Annotated in this window: 16 protein-coding genes; 8 read left to right on the top strand and 8 right to left on the bottom strand. The window is 71.7% G+C overall.

Features of this window, described 5'->3' with window-relative positions:
* Positions 1-75 precede the first annotated feature (75 nt).
* Complete coding sequence (locus ACZ6TB_RS41555; protein WP_465564958.1) at positions 76-1,656, top strand: GMC oxidoreductase; 1,581 nt, start codon at positions 76-78, stop codon at positions 1,654-1,656.
* Here the strand turns inward: ACZ6TB_RS41555 and ACZ6TB_RS41550 are convergent.
* Both ACZ6TB_RS41550 and ACZ6TB_RS41545 read right to left on the bottom strand, forming a co-directional pair.
* Complete coding sequence (locus tag ACZ6TB_RS41550) at positions 1,618-2,679, bottom strand: cytochrome d ubiquinol oxidase subunit II (protein WP_465564956.1); 1,062 nt, start codon at positions 2,677-2,679, stop codon at positions 1,618-1,620. The genes ACZ6TB_RS41555 and ACZ6TB_RS41550 overlap by 39 nt on opposite strands.
* On the bottom strand, positions 2,676-4,085 hold the full coding sequence (locus tag ACZ6TB_RS41545; protein WP_465565157.1) for a cytochrome ubiquinol oxidase subunit I: 1,410 nt from the start codon (positions 4,083-4,085) through the stop codon (positions 2,676-2,678). Before ACZ6TB_RS41545 ends, ACZ6TB_RS41550 begins: the two co-directional genes overlap by 4 nt.
* A gap of 179 nt (positions 4,086-4,264) precedes the next feature.
* On the opposite strand from ACZ6TB_RS41545, the gene ACZ6TB_RS41540 reads away from it, so the two are divergent.
* Complete coding sequence (locus tag ACZ6TB_RS41540) at positions 4,265-5,563, top strand: NAD(P)/FAD-dependent oxidoreductase (RefSeq protein WP_465564953.1); 1,299 nt, start codon at positions 4,265-4,267, stop codon at positions 5,561-5,563.
* Between the two features lie 11 nt (positions 5,564-5,574).
* Positions 5,575-6,966, top strand: a complete 1,392-nt coding sequence (gene zwf / locus ACZ6TB_RS41535; protein WP_465564949.1) for a glucose-6-phosphate dehydrogenase — start codon at positions 5,575-5,577, stop codon at positions 6,964-6,966.
* A gap of 61 nt (positions 6,967-7,027) precedes the next feature.
* Here zwf and ACZ6TB_RS41530 read toward each other — a convergent pair whose 3' ends face one another.
* Positions 7,028-7,534: an RICIN domain-containing protein gene (locus tag ACZ6TB_RS41530; protein ID WP_465564947.1), complete on the bottom strand. Its 507-nt coding sequence runs from the start codon at positions 7,532-7,534 to the stop codon at positions 7,028-7,030.
* Positions 7,535-7,843: 309 nt separating this feature from the next.
* On the opposite strand from ACZ6TB_RS41530, the gene ACZ6TB_RS41525 reads away from it, so the two are divergent.
* From ACZ6TB_RS41525 to ACZ6TB_RS41505, 5 genes are all read left to right on the top strand, one after another.
* Positions 7,844-10,786, top strand: coding sequence for a helix-turn-helix transcriptional regulator (locus ACZ6TB_RS41525; protein WP_465564945.1), 2,943 nt, complete (start codon positions 7,844-7,846; stop codon positions 10,784-10,786).
* Between the two features lie 63 nt (positions 10,787-10,849).
* Complete coding sequence (locus tag ACZ6TB_RS41520) at positions 10,850-11,746, top strand: ABC transporter ATP-binding protein (protein ID WP_465564942.1); 897 nt, start codon at positions 10,850-10,852, stop codon at positions 11,744-11,746.
* Entirely contained in the window at positions 11,743-12,492 is a 750-nt protein-coding gene (locus ACZ6TB_RS41515) for an ABC transporter permease (protein WP_465564940.1), read from the top strand. The genes ACZ6TB_RS41520 and ACZ6TB_RS41515 overlap by 4 nt, the downstream gene beginning before the upstream one ends.
* Positions 12,493-12,508: 16 nt before the next feature.
* The gene (locus tag ACZ6TB_RS41510) at positions 12,509-13,663 is read left to right on the top strand and encodes a sensor histidine kinase (RefSeq protein ID WP_465564937.1); all 1,155 of its coding nucleotides are present in this window, start codon (positions 12,509-12,511) and stop codon (positions 13,661-13,663) included.
* Entirely contained in the window at positions 13,660-14,316 is a 657-nt protein-coding gene (locus tag ACZ6TB_RS41505) for a response regulator (protein WP_465564934.1), read from the top strand. The genes ACZ6TB_RS41510 and ACZ6TB_RS41505 overlap by 4 nt, the downstream gene beginning before the upstream one ends.
* Here ACZ6TB_RS41505 and ACZ6TB_RS41500 read toward each other — a convergent pair.
* The 5 genes from ACZ6TB_RS41500 to ACZ6TB_RS41480 form a co-directional block, all read right to left on the bottom strand.
* On the bottom strand, positions 14,313-15,920 hold the full coding sequence (locus ACZ6TB_RS41500) for a beta-N-acetylhexosaminidase (RefSeq protein WP_465564932.1): 1,608 nt from the start codon (positions 15,918-15,920) through the stop codon (positions 14,313-14,315). The two genes, ACZ6TB_RS41505 and ACZ6TB_RS41500, sit on opposite strands and share 4 nt — an antisense overlap.
* 8 nt (positions 15,921-15,928) lie before the next feature.
* On the bottom strand, positions 15,929-16,771 hold the full coding sequence (locus ACZ6TB_RS41495) for a carbohydrate ABC transporter permease (RefSeq protein WP_465564929.1): 843 nt from the start codon (positions 16,769-16,771) through the stop codon (positions 15,929-15,931).
* Entirely contained in the window at positions 16,768-17,727 is a 960-nt protein-coding gene (locus ACZ6TB_RS41490) for a carbohydrate ABC transporter permease (protein WP_465564926.1), read from the bottom strand. Before ACZ6TB_RS41490 ends, ACZ6TB_RS41495 begins: the two co-directional genes overlap by 4 nt.
* Before the next feature lies 1 nt (position 17,728).
* Complete coding sequence (locus ACZ6TB_RS41485; RefSeq protein ID WP_465564924.1) at positions 17,729-19,054, bottom strand: extracellular solute-binding protein; 1,326 nt, start codon at positions 19,052-19,054, stop codon at positions 17,729-17,731.
* Positions 19,055-19,129: 75 nt separating this feature from the next.
* Positions 19,130-20,047 carry a MurR/RpiR family transcriptional regulator gene (locus ACZ6TB_RS41480; protein ID WP_465565155.1) on the bottom strand — a complete coding sequence of 306 codons (918 nt, stop codon included), beginning with the start codon at positions 20,045-20,047 and terminating at the stop codon, positions 19,130-19,132.
* Between the last annotated feature and the right edge of the window lie 92 nt (positions 20,048-20,139).

Below are 20,139 nucleotides of genomic sequence, written 5' to 3'. Positions count from 1 at the left end.
CCCGCGCAGATGAGCCGATCAGGTATCGAAGGTGCCACGTTGTGGACATCCGACGACCGTCATCAGGGGGCACTTGTGGCCGACGATCAGCACGTCGACGTCATCGTGGTCGGCACCGGAGCCGGCGGGGGCACGCTCGCACACCGGCTGGCCGACACCGGGAAGAAGGTCCTTCTGCTCGAGCGCGGGGACTATCTGCCGCGCGAGCGGGACAACTGGGAATCCACCGCCGTCTTCGTCAAGGGCAAGTACCGCGCGCCCGAGTTCTGGCTCGACCAGCACGGGCACGAGTTCCCGCCCGAGGTCAACTACTACGTGGGCGGCAACACCAAGTTCTACGGCGCGGCACTCTTCCGCCTGCGGCCGGAGGACTTCGGCGAGCTGCGCCACCACGGCGGCATCTCGCCCGCCTGGCCGATCCGGTACGAGGATCTGGAGCCGTACTACACCGCGGCCGAGCATCTGTACCGGGTGCACGGGCGGCACGGCGAGGACCCGACCGAGGGACCGGCAAGCGCGGACTACGCGTTCCCGCCGGTCCGGCACGAGGCGCGCATCCAGCAGCTCAGCGACGACCTCGAGAAGCAGGGGCTGCACCCGTTCCACCTGCCGATCGGGGTGAACCTCAGCCAGGACGACGAGGGCGGCGCCACGCACGGCAGCGCCTGCATCCGCTGCGACCGGGTGGACGGCTTCCCCTGCCTGCTCGACGCCAAGTCCGACGCTCAGGTCATCTGCGTCGAGCCGGCGTTGACCCACCCGAACGTTCAAATGATCACCAACGCGTACGTCGAGAGGCTGGAGACCGACCCGACCGGCCGGACGGTGACCACCGTCGTCACGAAGCTCGGCGACGGCACGACCGCCCGGCTGAGCGCCGACATCGTCGTCGTCGCCTGCGGCGCGGTCAACTCGGCCGCGCTGCTGCTGCGCTCGGCGAGCGAACGGCATCCGGACGGCCTGGCCAACAGCTCCGGCGTGGTCGGCCGGTACTACATGCGGCACAACAATCTCGCGCTGATGGCGGTGTCGAAGGAGCCGAACCCGACCCGCTTCCAGAAGACGCTGGCCCTGCACGACTGGTACCTGGGCGCCGAGGACTGGGAGTACCCGCTCGGCGGCATCCAGATGCTCGGCAAGTCGGACGCCGAGCAGATCAAGGCCAACGCGCCCCGGGTGGCCGGCAAACTGTCGCCCGAGATGCCGTTCGAGGTGATGGCCCACCACGCCGTGGACTTCTGGCTCTGCGGCGAGGATCTTCCGCAGCCGGACAACCGGGTCACCCTCGACCGGGACGGCCGCATCACCCTAGCGCTCGACGAGACGAACAACATCGAGGGGCTCAAGCGGTTGCGGCACAAGCTCCAGGGCATGCTCGGTCACCTCGGCATGCACGAGCACCGCCTCGTCGACCACAGCATCTACCTGCACAAGGGCATGCCGATCGGGGCGACCGCGCACCAGGCCGGCACCGTCCGGTTCGGCGCCGACCCCAGCAGCTCCGCGCTCGACCCCGACTGCAAGGCGCACGACCTGGACAACCTGTACGTGGTCGACACCAGCTTCTTCCCGAGCATCGGCGCCGTGAACCCCTCGCTCACGGCCATCGCCAACGCGCTACGCGTCGGCGATCACCTGGCCGGGCGGCTCGGCTGACGGCTCGCGGGACGTGGTGGGGTCCTCGCCCACCGCGTCCCGCTGGTCGAGGAGATAGAGGAGGGTGAGCGCCGGCCCGACGGTGAGCAGCGCCACCACCGCGCAGCCGAGGACCCACTTCAGCGTGAGCGGGGAGCCGGCGGCGTCGTCGATCGTCACGGAGAACGGCAGCAGGTACGGGTACTGGGCGATGCCCCAGGCCACGACCAGGGCCGCGACCCCGGCCGCGGCAACCAGCCGCAGCCCGCGGTCGACCCCGCGCGCGGCGAGCCAGAACGTGACCGCGAGGGCCAGCACGCCGAGGAGGAGCAGCGGCCAGCTCCGGCCGATCACCCGGTCGAACATGGTCCGCTCGTCGGCGAGCAACGTGGCCAGGGCGATCGCGCCCGCGACCAGGCCGCCGGCGCCGGCCACCAGCGCCCGGCGCCGGAAGTAGCCCTGGAGGTCGGGCGCGCCGCGCCGGCGGGACTCGGCCACCAGGTACACCGCCGACAGGAACGCGCCGGTCAGCAGCACGAGCAGGCCGGTGGCCAGCGACGTCGGGTTGAACCAGCTGGTCAGCTCGTTGCCGGCGGCGTTGCCCTCGGGCACCCGCGCGGTCAGCAGCCCGCCGAGGCTGGCGCCCAGGAAGAACGGGGTGAGCACCGATCCGGCGCCGAACAGGTAGCCGGCCACGTGCCGGGCGCCGGCCCGGGCGGCGTCCTTGCGCATGGCGAAGCTCGCCGCCCGCAGCACGATGCCGAGCAGGGCCAGCGCCAGCGGCACGAACAGCGTCGTCGTGATCGACGCGAACGCCGGCCCGAAGGCCGTCCAGCTCAGGATCAGCAGGAAGATCAGCCAGACGTGGTTGGCCTCCCAGACCGGCGTGACCGCGGCGTCGATCAGCTCCCGCGGCCGGCGGCCTCGCTCGCGGCCCCCGGCGGTCAGGTCCCAGAAGCCGGCCCCGTAGTCGGCGATTCCGGTGCAGGCGTAGACGGTGATGGCGAGCAGCAGCAACGCGGCGACGACCTCGGCCGTGGTCACGAGACGACCTCCTCGGCGCCGGCGGGCGGTGGTGACACGCCCGGCCGCGGCCCGTACGGCGCGGTCTCGTCCAGCGGCTCGTCCTGCCGCCGCCAGCGCCGCGACATGGCGCGCAGGACCATGACCGTGCCGACGCCCAGCACGAGATAGAGCACCACCACGACGGTGAAGGTGATCCAGAGCCCGCCCGGCGCGGTGTCGGTCACGGCGTCCGAGGTACGCAGGATGTTGTAGACGATCCACGGCTGCCGGCCGACCTCGGTGACGATCCAGCCCGCCTCGACCGCGACGAACGTCAGGAAGCCGGCGGCGGTCGCGGCGATCAGGAAGATCCGGGAGGAGGGCACCTCGCGTCGCCGCCAGTAGGCGATCGCGTACCAGATGACCAGCAGGAGCAGCAGGCTGGCGATGCCGACCATGATGTCGAAGGCCCAGTGCACGATGGTCACGTTGGACGGGTGGTTCGCGACCGGGATGTCGGACAGCCCCTGGACGAAGGTCCCCCGGCTGCCGCCCGCCAGGTACGAGTCGAGGCCCGGGATGCTGATCCCGCCGGACACCGTGTTGGTCGCGCTGTCGTACCGGCCGAAAAGGATCTCGGGCTGGTTCGTGCCGGACTGGGTGACCACTTCCATCGCCGCGAACTTGGCCGGCTGGTCCTGGAACACCGCCCGCGCCACCGTGTCCCCGACGACGAACTGCACCGGCGTGAGCACCGCGGCGACCGTGAACGGGATCAGGAAGCCCAGCCGGTGGTAGCGGTCCCGCCGGCCGCGCAGCCAGCCCACGGCGTAGATCGACGCCACGGTGAACCCGGCCGCCATGTACGCCGCCACGATGAAGTGCCCGAGCTCGTACGGGAGGGCCTTGTTGAAGATGACGCCCAGCGGATCCACGTCGGCCGGCGTGCCGTCCGGGCCGAGCGTGAAGCCCGCGGGCATGTTCATCCAGGCGTTGGCCGAGATGATCGACACCGTGCCGAGCAGGGCGATGAACGGGATCGGCAGGCCGAGCCAGAAGTGCGTCCAGGGTTTGAGCCGGCGCCACCCGTAGATGTAGATCGCGACGAAGATCGCCTCGAGGAAGAACGAGATGCCCTCCACGGCGAACGGGATGCCGAAGGCGTCGCCGAACCTGCCGGTCAGCCCGGGCCAGAGCAGGCCCATCTCGAACGACAGGACCGTGCCCGACGCCGCGCCCACGGCGAAGAGCAGGGCGGCCGCGTGCGACCAGCGGCGAGCCAGCTTGAGCGCCGCCGTGTCGCCGTGCTTGAGGCCCTTGTAGTTGGCGATGAGCATCAGCGCCGGCAGGGCGACGCCCATCGGAACCAGGATGATGTGGAACATCAGGGTGAACGCCATCTGCTCGCGCGCGGGCAACAGTTGCGCCGGCGCGGCGAGTTCCATAGTGGTCACCGCATCACCGTCCACGGCGCCGGGCGGGCGGCCATCATTCCCGCGGGATGAAATCCGGGCGGCCCATTCACCCCTCTCGGATGAGGCATCGCCGGGCCGCGGCGCGCGAGGCTGGCGCCACCAGGCCCCCGCTGCGGCGGCGGTGGCCGAACGCCGTGGGAGGGAATCGCATGCCCGGCACTGCCGAGGTCGTCATCGTGGGCGGCGGATTCGCCGGGATCGCGTGCGCGAAGCGGCTGGCCACCGAGCCCCGCGCGCACGTGACACTGCTCGACCGCACCGGCTACCACCAGTTCCAGCCGCTGCTGTACCAGGTCGCGACGGCCGAGCTCGCCGCCGCGGACATCCGGTTCGACCTGACGTCGATGTTCCGGCGGCACGACCACATCGACACGCGTACGGCCGAGGTCGTCTCGATCGATCCCGGCGCGCGGACGGTCGGCCTCGCCGACGGCACCACCCTCGCGGCCGACGCCCTGGTTCTCGGCGTCGGCGCCCAGCCCAACTTCTTCCACACGCCCGGCGCCGACGAGCACGCCGTGCCGCTGTACAGCCTCGACGACGCCGAGCGCGTCCGGCGCCGGCTGCTGGAGCTGTTCCGCGACACGGCCGAGAAGCCCGAGCGGGCCGACGACGGCACGCTGACGTTCGTGATCGTCGGGGCCGGCCCGACCGGGGTGGAGACCGCGGGCGCCGTCGCCGAGCTGGTCCACAACGTGATGCCGCACGTCCATCCGCAGCTCGCCACGGCCGGCGCCCGGGTGATCCTGGTCGACCTCGGGCACACCGTGCTCGGCGCCTTCTCCGACGAGGCACACGCCTACGCGGTGAAGCAGCTGCACCGCCGCGGCGTCGAGCTGCGGCTGGGCGTCTCGGTGACGAAGGTCGAGGAGGACCGGATCACGCTGGGCGACGGCACGACGATCAAGACCCATCTCGTGGTCTGGGGCGGCGGCGAGATGGCCGCGCCGCTTGCGTTCCGGTCCGGGCTCGGCCAGGGCCGCGGCGGGCGCATCGACGTCCGGCCCGACCTGACGGTGGAGGGATTCCCGGGGGTGTACGTGCTCGGCGACGCCGCCAACATTCCCGGCCCCGACGGCGAGGCGCTCCCCCAGCTCGGCAGCGTCGCCCAGCAGGCGGGCCACTGGGCGGGCGGCAACATCATCGCCGATCTGGAGGGCGGCGGCCGGCAGTCGTTCCACTACAACGACAAGGGAATCATGGCGATGATCGGCCGCAAGGCGGCGATCGCCGAGCTCGGCGCGCACCGGCACGAGCTGAACGGGCGGTTCGCGTTCGCCGCCTGGCTCGGGGTCCACGCCCAGCTGCTGGCCAACGCCGGCGCCGAGGTGAAGGCGTTCGTCGCCTGGGCCGAGGACTTCTACGTACGCCCGGCGCACCGCACGGCGGCGCTGCTGGACCCGGGGACGGTCGACACCCCGCGAATCGGCTGGAGCAATCCCGAGTGAGGAGTAGACCCGTGTCAGGCAACCCCGCGGACGTTCTGGTCATTTTCGGCATCACCGGCGACCTGGCGAAGGTGATGACCTTCCGGTCGCTGTACCGGCTCGAGGCGCGGGAGCTGCTCTCCTGCCCGATCGTCGGGGTGGCCGTCGACGACTGGAGCCAGGACGACCTGGCCCAGCACGCCCGCGCCGCGATCGAGGCGACCGGCGAGAAGATCGACGACGGCGTGTTCCAGCGCCTCACCGCGCGCATGAGCTACCTGAACGGCGACTTCGGCGACGAGGCCACCTACCGGAAGGTGGGCGCGGCGATCGGCGACGCCGCCACCCCCGTGTTCTACCTCGAGATCCCGCCGTTCCTGTTCGGCCGGGTCACCGAGGGCCTGGCCGGCGCCGGCCTGATCCGGGCGGGGCGGGTCGTGGTGGAGAAGCCGTTCGGCCACGACCGCGAGTCGGCCCGGGCGCTCGCCGCGGAGATGCACGAGCACCTCCAGGAGTCGCAGCTGTACCGGATCGACCACTTCCTCGGCAAGATGGGGCTGGACGAGCTGCTCTACTTCCGGTTCGCGAACCAGATGCTCGAGCCGATCTGGAACCGCAACTACGTCGAGTCGGTCCAGATCACGATGGCCGAGAGCTTCGGGGTCTCGGACCGCGGGCACTTCTACGACGCGGTCGGCGCGCTGCGCGACGTCGTGGTCAACCACCTCATGCAGGTCGTCTCCGCGGGGGCGATGGAGGCGCCGGCCGGCCGCGATCCCGACACGATCAAGAACGCTCAGGTCGCCGTCTGGCAGGCGACCGACGAGGCCGACCCGGCGAACTACGTGCGCGGCCAGTTCACCGGGTATCTCGGGATTCCGGGCGTCAAGGCGGGCTCGACCACCGAGACGTACGCCGCCCTTCGTCTCGACATCGACAACTGGCGCTGGTCCGGGGTGCCGTTCTTCATCCGCACCGGCAAGCTTCTGCCGGCCACCCAGACCGAGTTCCGCCTGGTGTTCAAGCGTCCCCCGCGGCTCGGCCTGCAGTTCCCCGGCTCCCGCCGCCCCGGGCAGAACGACCTGGTCATCAAGCTCGATCCGTCGACCGGGATCCGCCTGCAGCTCGAGGCCCGCCGGTCGGACACGCCCGGTCCCGAGGAGGTCACCCTCGACATGGAGTTCGCCGACGAGGGCGGCGAGGGCGCGACCCCGTACGAGGTGCTGCTCACCGCCGCGATGGCCGGCAACAGCCTGCGCTTCACCCGGCAGGACGGCGTCGAGGAGACCTGGCGGATCATGCAGCCGCTGCTCGACTCCCCGCCGCCGGTCAACCCGTACCAGCCCGGGTCGTGGGGGCCGCCGGCCGCGGACGATCTGGTGGCCGGCTTCGGCGGCTGGCGCGATCCGTGGATCACGCGCTGACCCTTGCCGTCGGCCGGCGGCGAGCCGGCGCCCGGAAGGGGCGCCGGCTCCGCGCATCGGATCAGGAACCGGCCCCGTTGAAGTACTGGTTCGGGCCGCCGTTCCAGTACCAGGTGTCGATCGCCGCGCCGCGCGCGCCGCTGTTGCCGGCCACCTCGAGATAGAGGCCGCTGGCGACGCTCTTGATCGAGTACGAAATGAGGTTGTTGGCGACCAGCGAGGTGTCCCAGAGCTGGTTGTCGGTCCCGTTGCAGGCCCACTGGTAAACCTGGTGGCCGGCGACGCGGTCGGTGGTGACGCATTTGCCGGTCGCCTTGTTGACCAGCTCGAAATGGCTGCCCGAGGGCTGCATCGTGAAGAGCTGGTTGTCGCCGGAGAGCGTCCACTGGATGATCGGGGCGCCGTCGCCGTGCGATCCGCCCTGCACGTCCAGGAAGAGGAACGGGTTGGACAGCGGCGACAGCCGGACCTGGGGACCGTTGGCGTGGGCCGCGCCGGGGGCGGCCAGCAGCAGTCCGGCGAAGGCGGCGGCAACGGCGAACGTCTTGCGGAACGGGATTCGAAGCATTTCTGCGCGTCCTTTCGGCAGTCCCGCCGGATTGGCGGTGGCATGCCGAAAACGCTACGGAATCGGTCTCCCACCGAATATTGGGCAAGCGCCGTATTTACCATTCCGCCAGGTACCTCAGACCGGGGGCGACCGACATAGAAGAATTTCGGGAAAGACGCAATGGCGCGGCCCGGCGCCGTCCTGTCCCGTTCCGGACAATCGCCTAGGCCGGCTACCTCAGATTCGCCGGACTGTTACCGATGTCGATTTGCGGACACAGTCGTCTCGGCGATCGGGGCCCGCCCGGCCGGCCCCTAGCTTGGTGTGGTGAGTCGTGACGTCGTCAGCCCCGTCCTCGTCGGCCGTCGCACCGAGCTGGCCCGGCTGCTCGCCCTGCTCGATCGGGCCGCCGGCGGCAGTCCCGCGGTGGTGCTGCTCGGCGGCGAGGCCGGCGTCGGCAAGACCCGGCTGGTGGACGAGATCAGCCGCGCCGCCGCCGACCGTGGGCTGCGCGTGCTCGGCGGCGGCTGCGCCGAGCTCGGCGGCGAAGGTCTCCCGCTCGCGCCCCTCGTCGACATCCTCCGCACGATCACCCGGGCCACCCCGGAGCGCGAGCTCGACCGCTGTTTCGGCCCGGCCCGCCGGGAGCTCGCCCGGCTGCTGCCCGAGCTCGACCCGTCGGTGGCCGGGGCATCCGCCGCCGACGGTTCGCCGGCCCAGCTGCTGGAGCACGTCCTCGGGCTGATCACCCGGCTGGCCGCGCGGCAGCCGCTGCTGCTGATCATCGAGGATCTCCACTGGGCCGACCGGTCCACCCGCGACCTCGTGGTGTTCCTCGCCCGGACCCTGCGCGAGCTCGGCGTCCTGCTGCTGCTGACGTACCGCTCGGACGAGCTGCACCGCCGCCATCCGCTGCGGCCGCTGCTGACCGCCTGGGAGCGGGTGCGGTCCGTCGAGCACATCGGGCTCGGCCGCTTCACCCGCGACGAGGTCGTGGCCCAGCTGCACGCCATCCGGGAGACTCCCCCACCGGAGGCGTTCGCGACCGTGGTGTTCGAGCGCTCGCAGGGCAACGCCTTCCTGGTCGAGGAGATCGTCGCCGCGGTGGACGGCGGCGCCGACCCGGGCGAGCTGCCCCCCTCGCTGCGCGACGTGCTGCTGACCCGCACCGAGACGGTGTCGGAGCCGGCCCAGCGCGTTCTGCGGGCGGCCGCGGCGGCCGGGCCCCGCGTCGGCCACCGGCTGCTCGAGACGGTGGCCGGCATGGCCGAGGCCGACCTGCGGGCCGCCCTGCGCGAGGCCGTCGAGCACCACCTGCTGGTCGTCGACGACACCGGGCACGGGTACGCGTTCCGCCACGAGCTGACCCGCGACGCGATCTACGACGACATGCTCCCCGGGGAACGGGTCCAGCTGCACGCCGCGTACGGCGCCGCCCTCGCCGCGGAGCCCACCGGCGACGACGGCGGCGTGGCGGCGACGCTCGCTCACCACTGGTACGCGGCGCTGGACCTGCCCCGGGCGCTCGCCGCGTCGGTGCGCGCCGGCCGCCAGGCCGCGTCGGCGTACGCGTCGGCGGAGGCCGGAAGCCACCTCGAGCGGGCACTGCGGATCTGGTCCCGGGTCCCGGACGCGGAAACGGTCGCGGGCGTGGACTGGATCCAGCTCACCCTGCTGTCGGCGGAGGCGGCCTGGGCGGCCGGCGATCCCGGCCGCGGACTGTCGATCGTCGACGGCGCCCTGGCCACGACCGGAACCGGCGCCGGGCCCGAGCGACGGGCCGAGATGATCGAACGGCGCGCGTTCATGCTGCGCGGTCTGGGTCGCGAGAAGGAGGCCGCCACCCAGTTGCGGGAGGCGCTGGCGCTGCTGCCGCCGGAGCCGGCCACCGTGACCCGCGCCGTGGTGCTCGCGTCGCTGGCCACCTCGATCAGGTGGGCCGGGCGGCCCGAGAAGGCCTGCGCCGTGGCCACCGAGGCGGCGCGCACGGCGGCCGCGGTCGGCGCGACGGCCCAGCAGGCGGACGCCTTGATCACCCTGGGCAGCGTCTCCGGATACGTGCACGGCGAGGTGGGGCTCGGCGCGCTGCGCGAGGGCATCGCCCTCGCCGAGAAGCACGACATCGTCGACGTGGCGCTCCGCGGGCACATCAACTACGCGGACATCCTGGAGACGCTGGGGCGGCACGCGGCCGCCGCCGAGGATGCCGAGGCCGGGATCGAGCTGGCCGCCCGGCTCGGCCACACCCGGCCCTGGGCCGCCATGCTGACCGGCATGCTGGCCGAGCCGCTGTTCCGGCTCGGCCGGTGGCGCCGGGCGCTCGACCTGATCACGGAGGCGCTCGCCGACGAGCCCACCGGCATCGTCGCGTACACGCTGCTGCTGATCCGGGGCGGGCTGCGGGTGTGGCAGGGCGACGCGGCCGGCGCCGTGCAGGACGTCCGGGATGCCCGCCGGCACATCGGCCACGGCGGCGAGGCGCGCCTCACCGCACCGATGATCTTCATCCGGTCGGAACAGAGCCGCGGCGAGGGCCGGTACGCCGAGGCCCGCGACCTGATCCGGTCCGGTCTCGAGGGCCCGATGACCGCGCTCAACGCGCGCTTCGTCTGGCCGCTGACCTGGCTGGGCGCCCGCGTGGAGGCCGACGCCGCGGCGACCGGGCAGCACGACCCGGCGGGGTCGGCGCGAGCCGGGACGATCCGAGCGGTCGCGGCGACGACCGGCGCGACCACGCCGCCGATGCGCGCCTACCGGGCGATGGCCGAGGCCGAGGATGCCCGCCGGCGGCGGGCGGGCGAGCGGGAGGCCTGGCGGGCAGCGGTCGATGCCGCCCGGGCGGCCGAGGAGGCGTACCCGCTCTGTTACTGCCTCTTCCGGCTGGCCGAGGCCGAGTGCTCGGGCCCGCGCCCGGATCCCGGCGCCGCGATCGAGACCGCCCGGGAGTGCCTGCGCCTGGCCGACGATCTCGGGTCGGTCACCGCGACGGACGTGCGCGCGCTGGCCGGCCGCGCCCGGTTGCGCCTGGCGCCGTCCGCGACGGTCCCGGCCGAGCAGTCGGCGCGCCTCACCGGACGCGAGCGGGAGGTGCTGGCGCTGGTCACGGAGGGCCGCTCGAACGGTCAGATCGCCAGCGCGCTGTTCATCAGCCCGAAGACCGCGAGCGTGCACGTGTCCAACATCCTGGCCAAGCTGAGCGTCTCCAGCCGGACCGAGGCCGCGACCACCGCGCACCGGCTCGGTCTGGTGGTGGTACCGGGGTACCAGTAGCGGCGGTGAAGTGCCGCCCGTGGTACCACGATCTTGGCGCCGCGGAAACCTAGCGTCGAGAGCATGATTCAGGTACGCGAAGTAACCAAGCGGTACGGCGCGAAGACGGTCGTCGACCGCCTGTCGTTCACCGCGAAGCCCGGTCAGGTCACCGGCTTCCTCGGCCCCAACGGCGCCGGCAAGTCGACCACCATGCGGATGATCGTCGGCCTCGACGCGCCGACCGCCGGCGACGTGCTGGTCAACGGCGCCCGGTTCGAGGACAGCAAGGCCCCGCTCCACGAGATCGGCGTCCTGCTCGAGGCCAAGGCCGTGCACCCCGGCCGCAGCGCGGTCGGCCACCTGCTCGCGATGGCCCGCACGCACGGCATCCCCCGCTCCCGCGTCGACGAGGTGCTCGGCCTGGCCGGGCTCGAGAAGGTCGCGCACAAGCGGGTCGGCGCCTTCTCCCTCGGCATGGGCCAGCGGCTCGGCATCGCCGCCGCGCTGCTCGGCGACCCGGCCGTGGTGATGCTCGACGAGCCGGTCAACGGCCTCGACCCGGAAGGCGTCCTCTGGGTGCGCAACCTGCTCGCCGGCCTGGCCGCCGAGGGCCGCACCGTGATGCTGTCGTCGCACCTGATGAGCGAGGTCTCGCTGGTCGCCGATCACCTGGTCATCGTCGGCCGGGGCAAGCTGCTCGCCGACACCACCGTGGCCGACTTCGTCACCGTGGAGGGCGTCCGGGTCGTCACCGCCGCCCCCGACGCGCTCCGCACGCTGATCGGCGGGGCGGGCGTCACGGTCACCTCGACCGGCGCCGAGGAACTGCTCGTCACCGGCCGCTCCGCCCGCGAGATCGGGCTGGCCGCGGCCACCCGCGGGATCCCGCTGTTCGAGCTCACCCCGCAGAACGCCTCGCTCGAAGAGGCGTTCATGGACCTGACCCGCGACGCCGTCGAATACGAGGCCGCCCGATGAAGATCACCGCGGGCGGCGTCGTCGCCGCCGAATGGACCAAGTTCTCCTCGCTCCGCTCGACCTGGATCACGACCGGGGTCTCCGCCGTCCTGCTGATCGCGTTCGGCATGATCGCCTCGGCCTCGTTCGCCGGCGACAGCCTCGACGCGATCGACCTCGCGCTGTCCGGCAGCACCCTGGCGGCCCTCGCGGTCGGCGTCCTCGGCGTGCTGCTGGGGGCGGGCGAGTACACCACCGGCATGATCCGCTCGACGTTCGCCGCCGTGCCGCGGCGGCTGCCGGTGCTGTGGTCGAAGAGCCTCGTCGCCGGCGCGGCCGCCTTCGCCGTGATGACCGCCGGGGCTTTCGTCGCGTTTTTTGCGGGATCGACGGTGCTGAACGACAAAATCGGCGGGCTCTCCCTCGGCGATGACGGCGTGCTGCGGGCCCTGGTCGGCGCCGGCCTTTACCTCGGCCTGGTCGCGGTGCTGGGCGTGGCGCTCGGCATGCTGGTCCGGTCCAGCGCCGGCGCCATCGCGATCCTGGCCGGTGCGCTGCTGATCGTGCCCGGCCTGGCCGGCCTGCTGCCGCACGCGATCTCCGAGGCGATCACCCCCTACCTGCCCAGCAACGCCGGCAGTGCGGTCATGGCGCTGACCCACGGGGACGGCACGCTGGCGCCCTGGGCCGGCCTCGCAGTTTTCACCGGATATGTCGTCATAATTTTGGGAGCGGCCGCGTTCCGGCTCAAGAAGAGCGACGCGTGAAGGGCAGAATCGGCTGATGACCACGCAGGGATGGCTGGTGGATCGGCGGGCGCGCGTGGGCGCGTTCGACCGGCGCCGCCCGTGGGTGCTGGACACCCTGGTCGCCGTCCCGATCGTGCTCTTCAGCATCCCGAACCTGATCGAGAAACCGCTCTCGGCGACGATCGCGACCCTGCTCCTGCTGCCGCCGTTGTACTGGCGGCGGCGGCAGCCGTTCGCGGCGTTCCTGGTCGTCGCCGCCACCGACCTGATCGAGGGATTGCTCAAGGCCGACGTCGGGGCCGGCGTGATCCTGCTCGTGATGCTGTTCTCGGTGGCGTCCCGCGCCACGGGGCGGGCGCTGGCCTGGGCCACCGGGATCGCCCTCGCGCTGCTGGTGGCCGAGGTCTACTGGATCGAGCCGGTGACCGAGCACCGCACCACCACGCTGTTCCTGGCGCTCGGCACGACGGCCGCGGCGGTCGCGTTCGGTCTCGTGGCGCGCACCCGCCGGGCGTACCTCACCGCTCTCGAGGACCGCGCCGCCCGCCTCGAGGTCGAGCGGGACCAGCGCGGCCGGCTCGCCGTCGCCGACGAGCGGGCCCGGGTCGCCCGTGAGATGCACGACCTCGTCGGCCACCACGTCTCGGTGATCGTCGGTCTCGCCGACGGCGCCGCCGCGCTCGCGAGGTCGCGCGACGAGCAGACGGCCGAGCCGCTCCGGCTGATCGGGGAGACCGGCCGGCAGGCGCTCGCCGACCTGCGCCGGGTGCTGGGCGTGCTGCGCGACGAGGACGCCGATCCGCAGCTGAGCCCGCAGCCCGGCATCGACGATCTCGACCGGCTGCTGCCGAGCGTGCGGGCCGCGGGGCTGCCGGTCAGCTACTCCACCTCGGGTGACCTGCACATGCTCGGCCGGGGCGTGCAGCTCGCGGTCTATCGCATCGTGCAGGAAGCGCTGACCAACACCCTCAAACACGGGGGTGGCGGCGCGGCGGCGGAGGTCACTCTCGCCGCCTCCGAAGGGGAGGTACGGGTGCGCGTACGCGACAACGGCCGTGGCGCGCCGGCGACCGAGAACCATGGACTGGTCGGCATGCGGGAACGGGCCGCCATGTACGGGGGCGTGCTGGCCGCGGGACCGGTCGAGACCGGCTGGCTGGTCGACGTCGTCCTCCGGGAGCCGTCGTGACCACCGTGCTGATCGCCGACGACCAGCCGTTGCAGCGCATGGGTTTCCGGATGCTGCTCGACGGCACGCCCGGGATGAGCGTGGTCGGCGAGGCGTCGGCCGGCGCCGAGGCGGTGCGGATGGTCGAGCAGACCCGGCCCGACGTGGTGCTGATGGACGTGCGCATGCCCGGCATGGACGGCATCGAGGCCACCCGCCGGATCACGGCGGCCGGGTCGCGTACCCATGTGCTGATCCTGACCACCTTCGACCTGGACGAGTACGTCTATGCCGGGTTGCGCGCCGGGGCGAGCGGTTTCCTGCTGAAGGACGCCCGCCCGGAGGAGCTGATCGCCGGCATCCGGGCGGTCGCGAGCGGGGACTCGGTGGTGGCGCCCAGCCTGACCCGCAAGCTGATGGACGCGTACGTGCAGGAGTCCGCCCCGTTGGTGACGAAGGATCCGCTGCTCGCCACGCTGAGCGAGCGGGAGCGGGAGGTCCTCGAGGCGATCGGGCAGGGCGCCACCAACACCGAGATCGCCGAACGCTTCACGCTCACCGAGTCGACCGTGAAGAAGCACGTCGGCCGGGTCCTCGCCAAGATCGGGGCACGGGACCGCATCCAGGCCGTCATCTACGCGTACGACAACGGCCTGGTTCAGCCGCGCGGCTAGCCGCTGATGCCGGCCACCAGCCGGGCGATGTGCTCGGCTCGCTGTTCCGGAGTGTCCGGACGGCCCGGCACGCCCGGGCGACGCTGCCAGGGGCGGGGCCCATCGGCGTGCCGGTATTCCACGCCGAGCGCGTCCAGCCGGGCCAGGTGGGTCCGCAGCCGTTCCTCGAAGTCGGCGAAGTCGCGCCCGGCCGGTCCCCAGAGCGCCTCGGCCGCCGCGCACAGGCGGGGGAACGCGAGGAAATCGACGGTACGGGGCGAGTCGGCGTGCTCGGTCCAGATGTTCGCCTGACCGCCGAGGACGTGGCGCGCCTCCGCCTCGGTCAGCTGCGGCGGCACCGGATCGAAGGCGTACACGTCCCGCACGCTCAGCGGGATCGCGACCGGGATGGGCTCGTCCGGCGAGTCGGACTGGCGATAGTCCAGGTAGACGCGGTCATCCGGGCAGGCGACGACGTCGTATCCGCGGCGTGCGGCGGCGACCGCGCCGGTCATCCCCCGCCAGGAGGCGATGGTGGCGCCCGGCGCCAGGTCCCCTTCGAGAATCTCGTCCCAGCCGAACAGCCGGCGGCCCGCGGCCGAGAGGTGGTCGTCGAGGCGCCGGATGAACCAGGCTTGCAGATCCTCCTCCCGGTCGATCCCGAGCTCGGCCATGCGGCGCTGCGTTCGCGGGTCGGCGCGCCACTGGTCCCGGGGGCACTCGTCGCCGCCGACGCCGATGTAGCGGGACGGGAACAGCTCCATGACCTCGTCGAGCACGCCGGTGAAGAAGTCGACGGTCGACTCCTCGGCATTGAGCACGTTCGGGTTGATTCCCCAGCGGGTGAAGACCTCCAGGGGGCGGCCGGTCACGCCGAGCTCGGGGTAGGCGGCGAGGGCGGCCTGGACGTGGCCGGGCGACTCGATCTCGGGAACGACCGTGATGAAACGCCCGGCGGCGTACGCGACGATCTCGCGTACGTCGTCCTGGGTGTAGTAGCCGCCGTGCGGGCGGCCGTCGCCGGCGGCATCGGGCGCGGCGCCGACCTGGCTCTCCCGCCGCCACGCCCCGATCTCGGTCAGCCGCGGGTATCGCCGGATCTCCAGCCGCCAGCCCTGGTCGTCGGTCAGGTGCAGGTGCAGGATGTTGAGCCGGTGCACGGCCATCAGGTCGATGAACCGCAGCACGTCGTGCTTGGGCATGAAGTGGCGGGCGACGTCGAGCATGACGCCGCGCCAGCCGAACCGCGGGGCATCGGTGATCTCGGCCGCCGGGATCGCCCACCGTTGCCCGGCCACCGGCGCGCGGCGGTAGATCGCCGGCGGCAGCAGCTGGAGCAGAGCCTGGCCGCCGTGGAACACCCCCGCCGCCGCTCCCCCGGTGATCGTGGCGCCGTCCGGCGTCACCCGCAGCCGGAAGCCCTCGGGCGCGAGGTCCCCGGCGAGCGCGAGCGAGATGGTCGGCCTCTCATCGATGCGCAATGGCAGGCCGGTCGCGGGACGTAGCGCCTGCTGCAGCCACGCGAGCACGCCGCCGAGCTCGTCGGGGGCGGCCAGCGTGGTGCTCCGGTCGAGCACGAGCTCGCCCGGGCCGGGAACCCAGGAGCGGGGGCGGGGAATCAACAAGGCGGAACCTAGCCCTTCACCGCGCCGGCGGACATGCCGGCGACGAGATTGCGCTGAATGAACAGGAAGAACACGACGACGGGCACGGAGAACAGGACCGACGCCGCCATCTGCCCACCGAAGTCCGTGCCGGTATGGGGGTTGGAGAAGGACGCGAGCCACACCGGCAGCGTGTAGTGGCTCTCGTCCTGCATGAACGTGTACGCGAACAGGTAGTCGTTCCAGGCCGCGATGAAGGCGAAGATGCTGGTCGCGATCACCCCGGGGGCGACCAGCGGGAACAGGACGTGGAACAGGATGCGCCAGGTGCCCGCCCCGTCGATCGCGGCCGCCTCCTCGACCTCCTTGGGGATGGCGACGAAGAAGCCGCGCATCACCCAGATCGAGAACGGCAGCACGGTCGCCACGTACGCCAGCACCAGGGCGGCGTACGTACCCAGCAGGTCCACGCTGTTGAACATCGCGAACATCGGGATCAGCAGCGCCGTGCTCGGCAGCATCTGCACCGCCAGGATGACGACCATGATCGTCCGCCGGCCGCTGAACCGGAACCGGGACAGCGCGGCGGCGGCGAAGATGCCGAGCACGATCGACGCCGCCACGGTCGCGGCGACCACGATGACGCTGTTGCGCAGGTTGGCGAGGAACTGCTCCTGCGTCACCGCGCGTACGAAATTGTCGAAGGTGGGGTGTTCGGGGAGGAAGTGCGGGGTCGGGGTCATCACCTCGGGACGCGGCTTGAACGCGGTGTTGACCATCCAATACACCGGGAACAGCCACACCACGCAGAAGAGCGCGGCGATCGAGTTGGCCAGCCGGCGACTGCGCCCTCTCCCAGCAACTCGGTTCACAGGTCCTCCCCCGCGCGCAGCAGATTGCGGATGTACATCGCGGTCAGGCCCAGCAGCAGCAGGGTGGTGACCACCGAGATCGCCGCCCCCTGCCCGATCCGGAAGCCGACGAACGCGGTCTTGTAGGTGAAGACGCCCAGCGTGGAGGTGGCGTCGCCGGGTCCGCCGCGGGAGATCAGCCAGATCTGGTTGAAGACGTTGTAGTCCCAGATCACCGACAGGATCGTGACCAGCAGCAGCGTCGGCCGCAGGAACTGGAGGGTGATCATGCGGTAGACGGCGAACTCCCGTGCGCCGTCGAGCCGGGCCGACTCCTGATATTCCGCCGGCACCTGGGTCTCGGCGGCGTTGAGCGTCAGGGCGATGAACGGGACCGCCTGCCAGACGATCAAGAGCCAGATCGAGGTGTACGCCAGGGCCGGGTCCTGCGCCCAGTTGAGGTTGGTCGTGTCGCCGAACACGTGCAGCTGGTCGAGCATCCAGTTGAGGACGCCGTAGCCGGGCTGGAACAGCCAGTTCCACACCAGCGACGACGCCACGTTCGGCATCGCCCAGGACACGATCAGCACGAGCGTGACCGCGTACCGCCAGAACCGGCCGAGCCGGGTGAGCAGATGCGACACCCCCATCCCGATCAGCACGCTGCCGGCCACCATGGCCGCGGTGAACAGCACCGTGCGCACCAGCGAGATCCAGAACGCGCTGTCGCCGAGGAGCGTGGCGTACTGGTCGAAGCCGACGCCGCGGTACGCGCCGGTGAACAGCGTCCGCTGGTTGTAGTTGGTGAAGGACGTGAAGACGAGAAAGCCGATCGGCGCCAGCGTGACCGCGGCGAGCACCAGGCCGGCGGGGCTGAGCAACCACAGCGGTGTCAGGTTCCGCCGCCGCGCCCGCGAGGCGACCGTCGACGTCGATGGAGGGCGGGTCGCGTCGCGGGACGCGGTGGCGGTGCTCACCTCACTTGCCTCCGGCCAGCGTGGACTCGAGGTGCGAGTCGAAGTCCTTGGCGGCGGCCTCGGGCGTCTTGGATCCGGAGGCGACCGCGGCGAACACCTGGTTGATGCTCTTGTCGCCCTCGACCGTCGACCACTGGGCGGCGGCCGGGGTCGCCTTCGACGTCAGCGCGGCGGCGAAGAAGCCCTGCTGCTGCTCGCTGAGCGAAGCCTGGGCGGCCTTGATGCCCTCGGTGCTGTTCGGGATCCAGCCGTCCTTGCCGAAGACCCACTTGTCCTGGGCGTCGGGCCCGGCGGCGATCTTGACCCACTGGAGCGCCAGGTCGGTGTCGTCGCTCTTGGTGGCGATGCCCCAGTCGGAGCCGCCGAGCATCACCGGCTGCGCCTTGCCCGAGACGCCGGGGAACGGGAACGTACCCAGGTCCTCAGTTTTGATCTTGGGGTTGGCCTTCTGGATCAGGCCGATCGCGCCGCCGGTGGCCAGGATCGTGGCGGTCTTGCCGTCGGCGAACAACTGCTGCTGGTCCGGCTGGATCGTGTCCAGGGTGCGCGAGGCGGCCGTCGAGTACTTGTTCTGGAAGGTCTTGAAGTCGTTGAGGCCCTTCTGCGCGGCGGCGCTGGAGAAGCCGCCCTTCCACGCGCCGCCGTCGCTGGTGGCGATGTCGCCGCCCGCGTCCCAGATGAACTGCATGCCGCCGTACCAGTACTGCCCGGGCAGGTAGAACGGCGAGAAGTCGGCCGCCGCGTTGGCGCCCTTGAGCTTGTCGAGGTCGGCGGTCAGCTCCTCGTACGTCTTCGGGGCCGCGGTGATGCCGGCGGCGGCCCAGGTCTTCTTGTTGTAGATGACGGCCCGGGCGCCGGCGAAGCCCGCGGCCGCGTAGAGCGCGCCGTCGACGGTCGCCGGCTCCTCCAGGCCGGCGAGCCAGGTGCGGCCCTGCTTCAGGTCGTTCCGGTACTTGGTCAGGTCGAGCAGCCCGCCGTTCGCCGCGTAGCCCGGCACCTGCGTGTTGCCGAGGTCGAGGATGTCGGGCGTGCCGGAGGTGGACAGGGCGGTGCTGATCTTGGTGGTGATGCCCTCCCACTGCTGGATCTGGAGGTCGACCTTCGCGCCCGTGGCCTGGGTGAACTGGGTGTTGATGGCGGTCAGGGTGTCGTTGGTGTAGTCGCCGTCCATCACCCAGACGGTGATGGTCTTGCCTTCGCCCCGGGTCGTGGGGACGGTGCCGGAGGCGTTGCCGCCGTCGCCGCCGCTGTCCGACCCGTTGCTGCAGGCGGTCAGTAACAAGATGCTCGCCGCCGCGGCGGCCGCGATATACCGGTGATGCCGCATTTATGCTCCTCGAATCAGGCGTGGTTCATCGACCGGCCGACCTGTCGCGTCGCCCGGCTCTGCTTGTTCAGTCGGTTACTTCGCCCGCCCGCGCTTACGGGTCGGGATCTTCTCGGGCAGCCGGTGAGCTTCCACCGCCCGCACCGTCAGCTCGAGCGCGTCGGCCGTGCGCTCGTAGGTGCTCTGGGCCACCGCGACGTAGATCATGTCCAGCACCAGCAGCTGGGATTGCAGGGCGGAGAGCGCGGCCAGCCGGAACGTGGTCTCCTGCACCACGGTGGTGAAGACGATGTCGGCGACCTCGGCGAGCGGGGACCGGCCGTGGCTGGTGACGGCGACGGTGAGCGCCCCGTGGTCGGCGGCCTCGGCCAGGGTCTCGATCACCTCGCGGGTACGCCCGGAGTGCGACAGGCCGATCGCCACGTCGCCGGGCAGGTGGAGGGCGGCATTGGTGAGCGCGGTGTGCGAGTCGCCCCGGTACCAGACCGGGACCCGGATCCGCTCGAGCCGGAACGCCATCTCCCGGGCGGCGGTGCCGCTGCTGCCGAGGCCGAAGATCTCGACCCGCTTGGCTTCGGCGATGGCGAGGGCGACCCGTTCGACCGCGGTGACGTCGAGGCCGGCGGCGGTGTCCTGGATCGCCCGGGTGTCGGCGGCGGTGACCACGTTGAGCACGTCGGCGAGCGGGTCGTCGGGGGCGATGTCGCCGCTGATGTCGGTCTCCCAGCGCGCCTGCTCGGCCCGGCCGGTCTCGGTCGCGATCGCGACACGCAGGTTGGCGTAGCCCTTGAAGCCGAGCGTGCGGCTGAACCGGGTCACGGTCGCCGTGCTCGTGCCCGACCGCTCGGCCAGGTCGACGATGCTCGCGTGGGTCGAGGACTCGGGATCGGCCAGGATGGTCTCGGCGATCCGGGCCAGCGCCTCCGGCATCTGGGGGCCTTCGCTTCGCAGTCGCCCGAGAAGGCCGCCGCTCTCACCGCTCACCGTAGTCATCCTTTTCATAGCCGTTCGTTAGTGATGAAAATTACGACCGACGGTGGCTTTCCGTCAACAGCTTCTCTTCTTGGACGTTTGTTGGGGCGGGC

It is taken from the genome of Actinoplanes sp. NPDC051537, assembly GCF_055586105.1.
The sequence above is the reverse complement of the archived record's forward strand: the minus strand, read 5'-3'. Positions and strand labels throughout refer to the sequence as shown.

Bases quoted from the DNA above. Each gene is read 5' to 3' on its own strand.
- ACZ6TB_RS41510 (WP_465564937.1), top strand. From the start codon at position 12,509: ATGACCACGCAGGGATGGCTGGTGGATCGGCGGGCGCGCGTGGGCGCG.
- ACZ6TB_RS41530 (WP_465564947.1), bottom strand. From the start codon at position 7,534: ATGCTTCGAATCCCGTTCCGCAAGACGTTCGCCGTTGCCGCCGCCTTC.
- ACZ6TB_RS41515 (WP_465564940.1), top strand. From the start codon at position 11,743: ATGAAGATCACCGCGGGCGGCGTCGTCGCCGCCGAATGGACCAAGTTC.
- ACZ6TB_RS41520 (WP_465564942.1), top strand. From the start codon at position 10,850: ATGATTCAGGTACGCGAAGTAACCAAGCGGTACGGCGCGAAGACGGTC.
- ACZ6TB_RS41485 (WP_465564924.1), bottom strand. From the start codon at position 19,054: ATGCGGCATCACCGGTATATCGCGGCCGCCGCGGCGGCGAGCATCTTG.
- ACZ6TB_RS41545 (WP_465565157.1), bottom strand. From the start codon at position 4,085: ATGGAACTCGCCGCGCCGGCGCAACTGTTGCCCGCGCGCGAGCAGATG.
- ACZ6TB_RS41540 (WP_465564953.1), top strand. From the start codon at position 4,265: ATGCCCGGCACTGCCGAGGTCGTCATCGTGGGCGGCGGATTCGCCGGG.
- ACZ6TB_RS41480 (WP_465565155.1), bottom strand. From the start codon at position 20,047: ATGACTACGGTGAGCGGTGAGAGCGGCGGCCTTCTCGGGCGACTGCGA.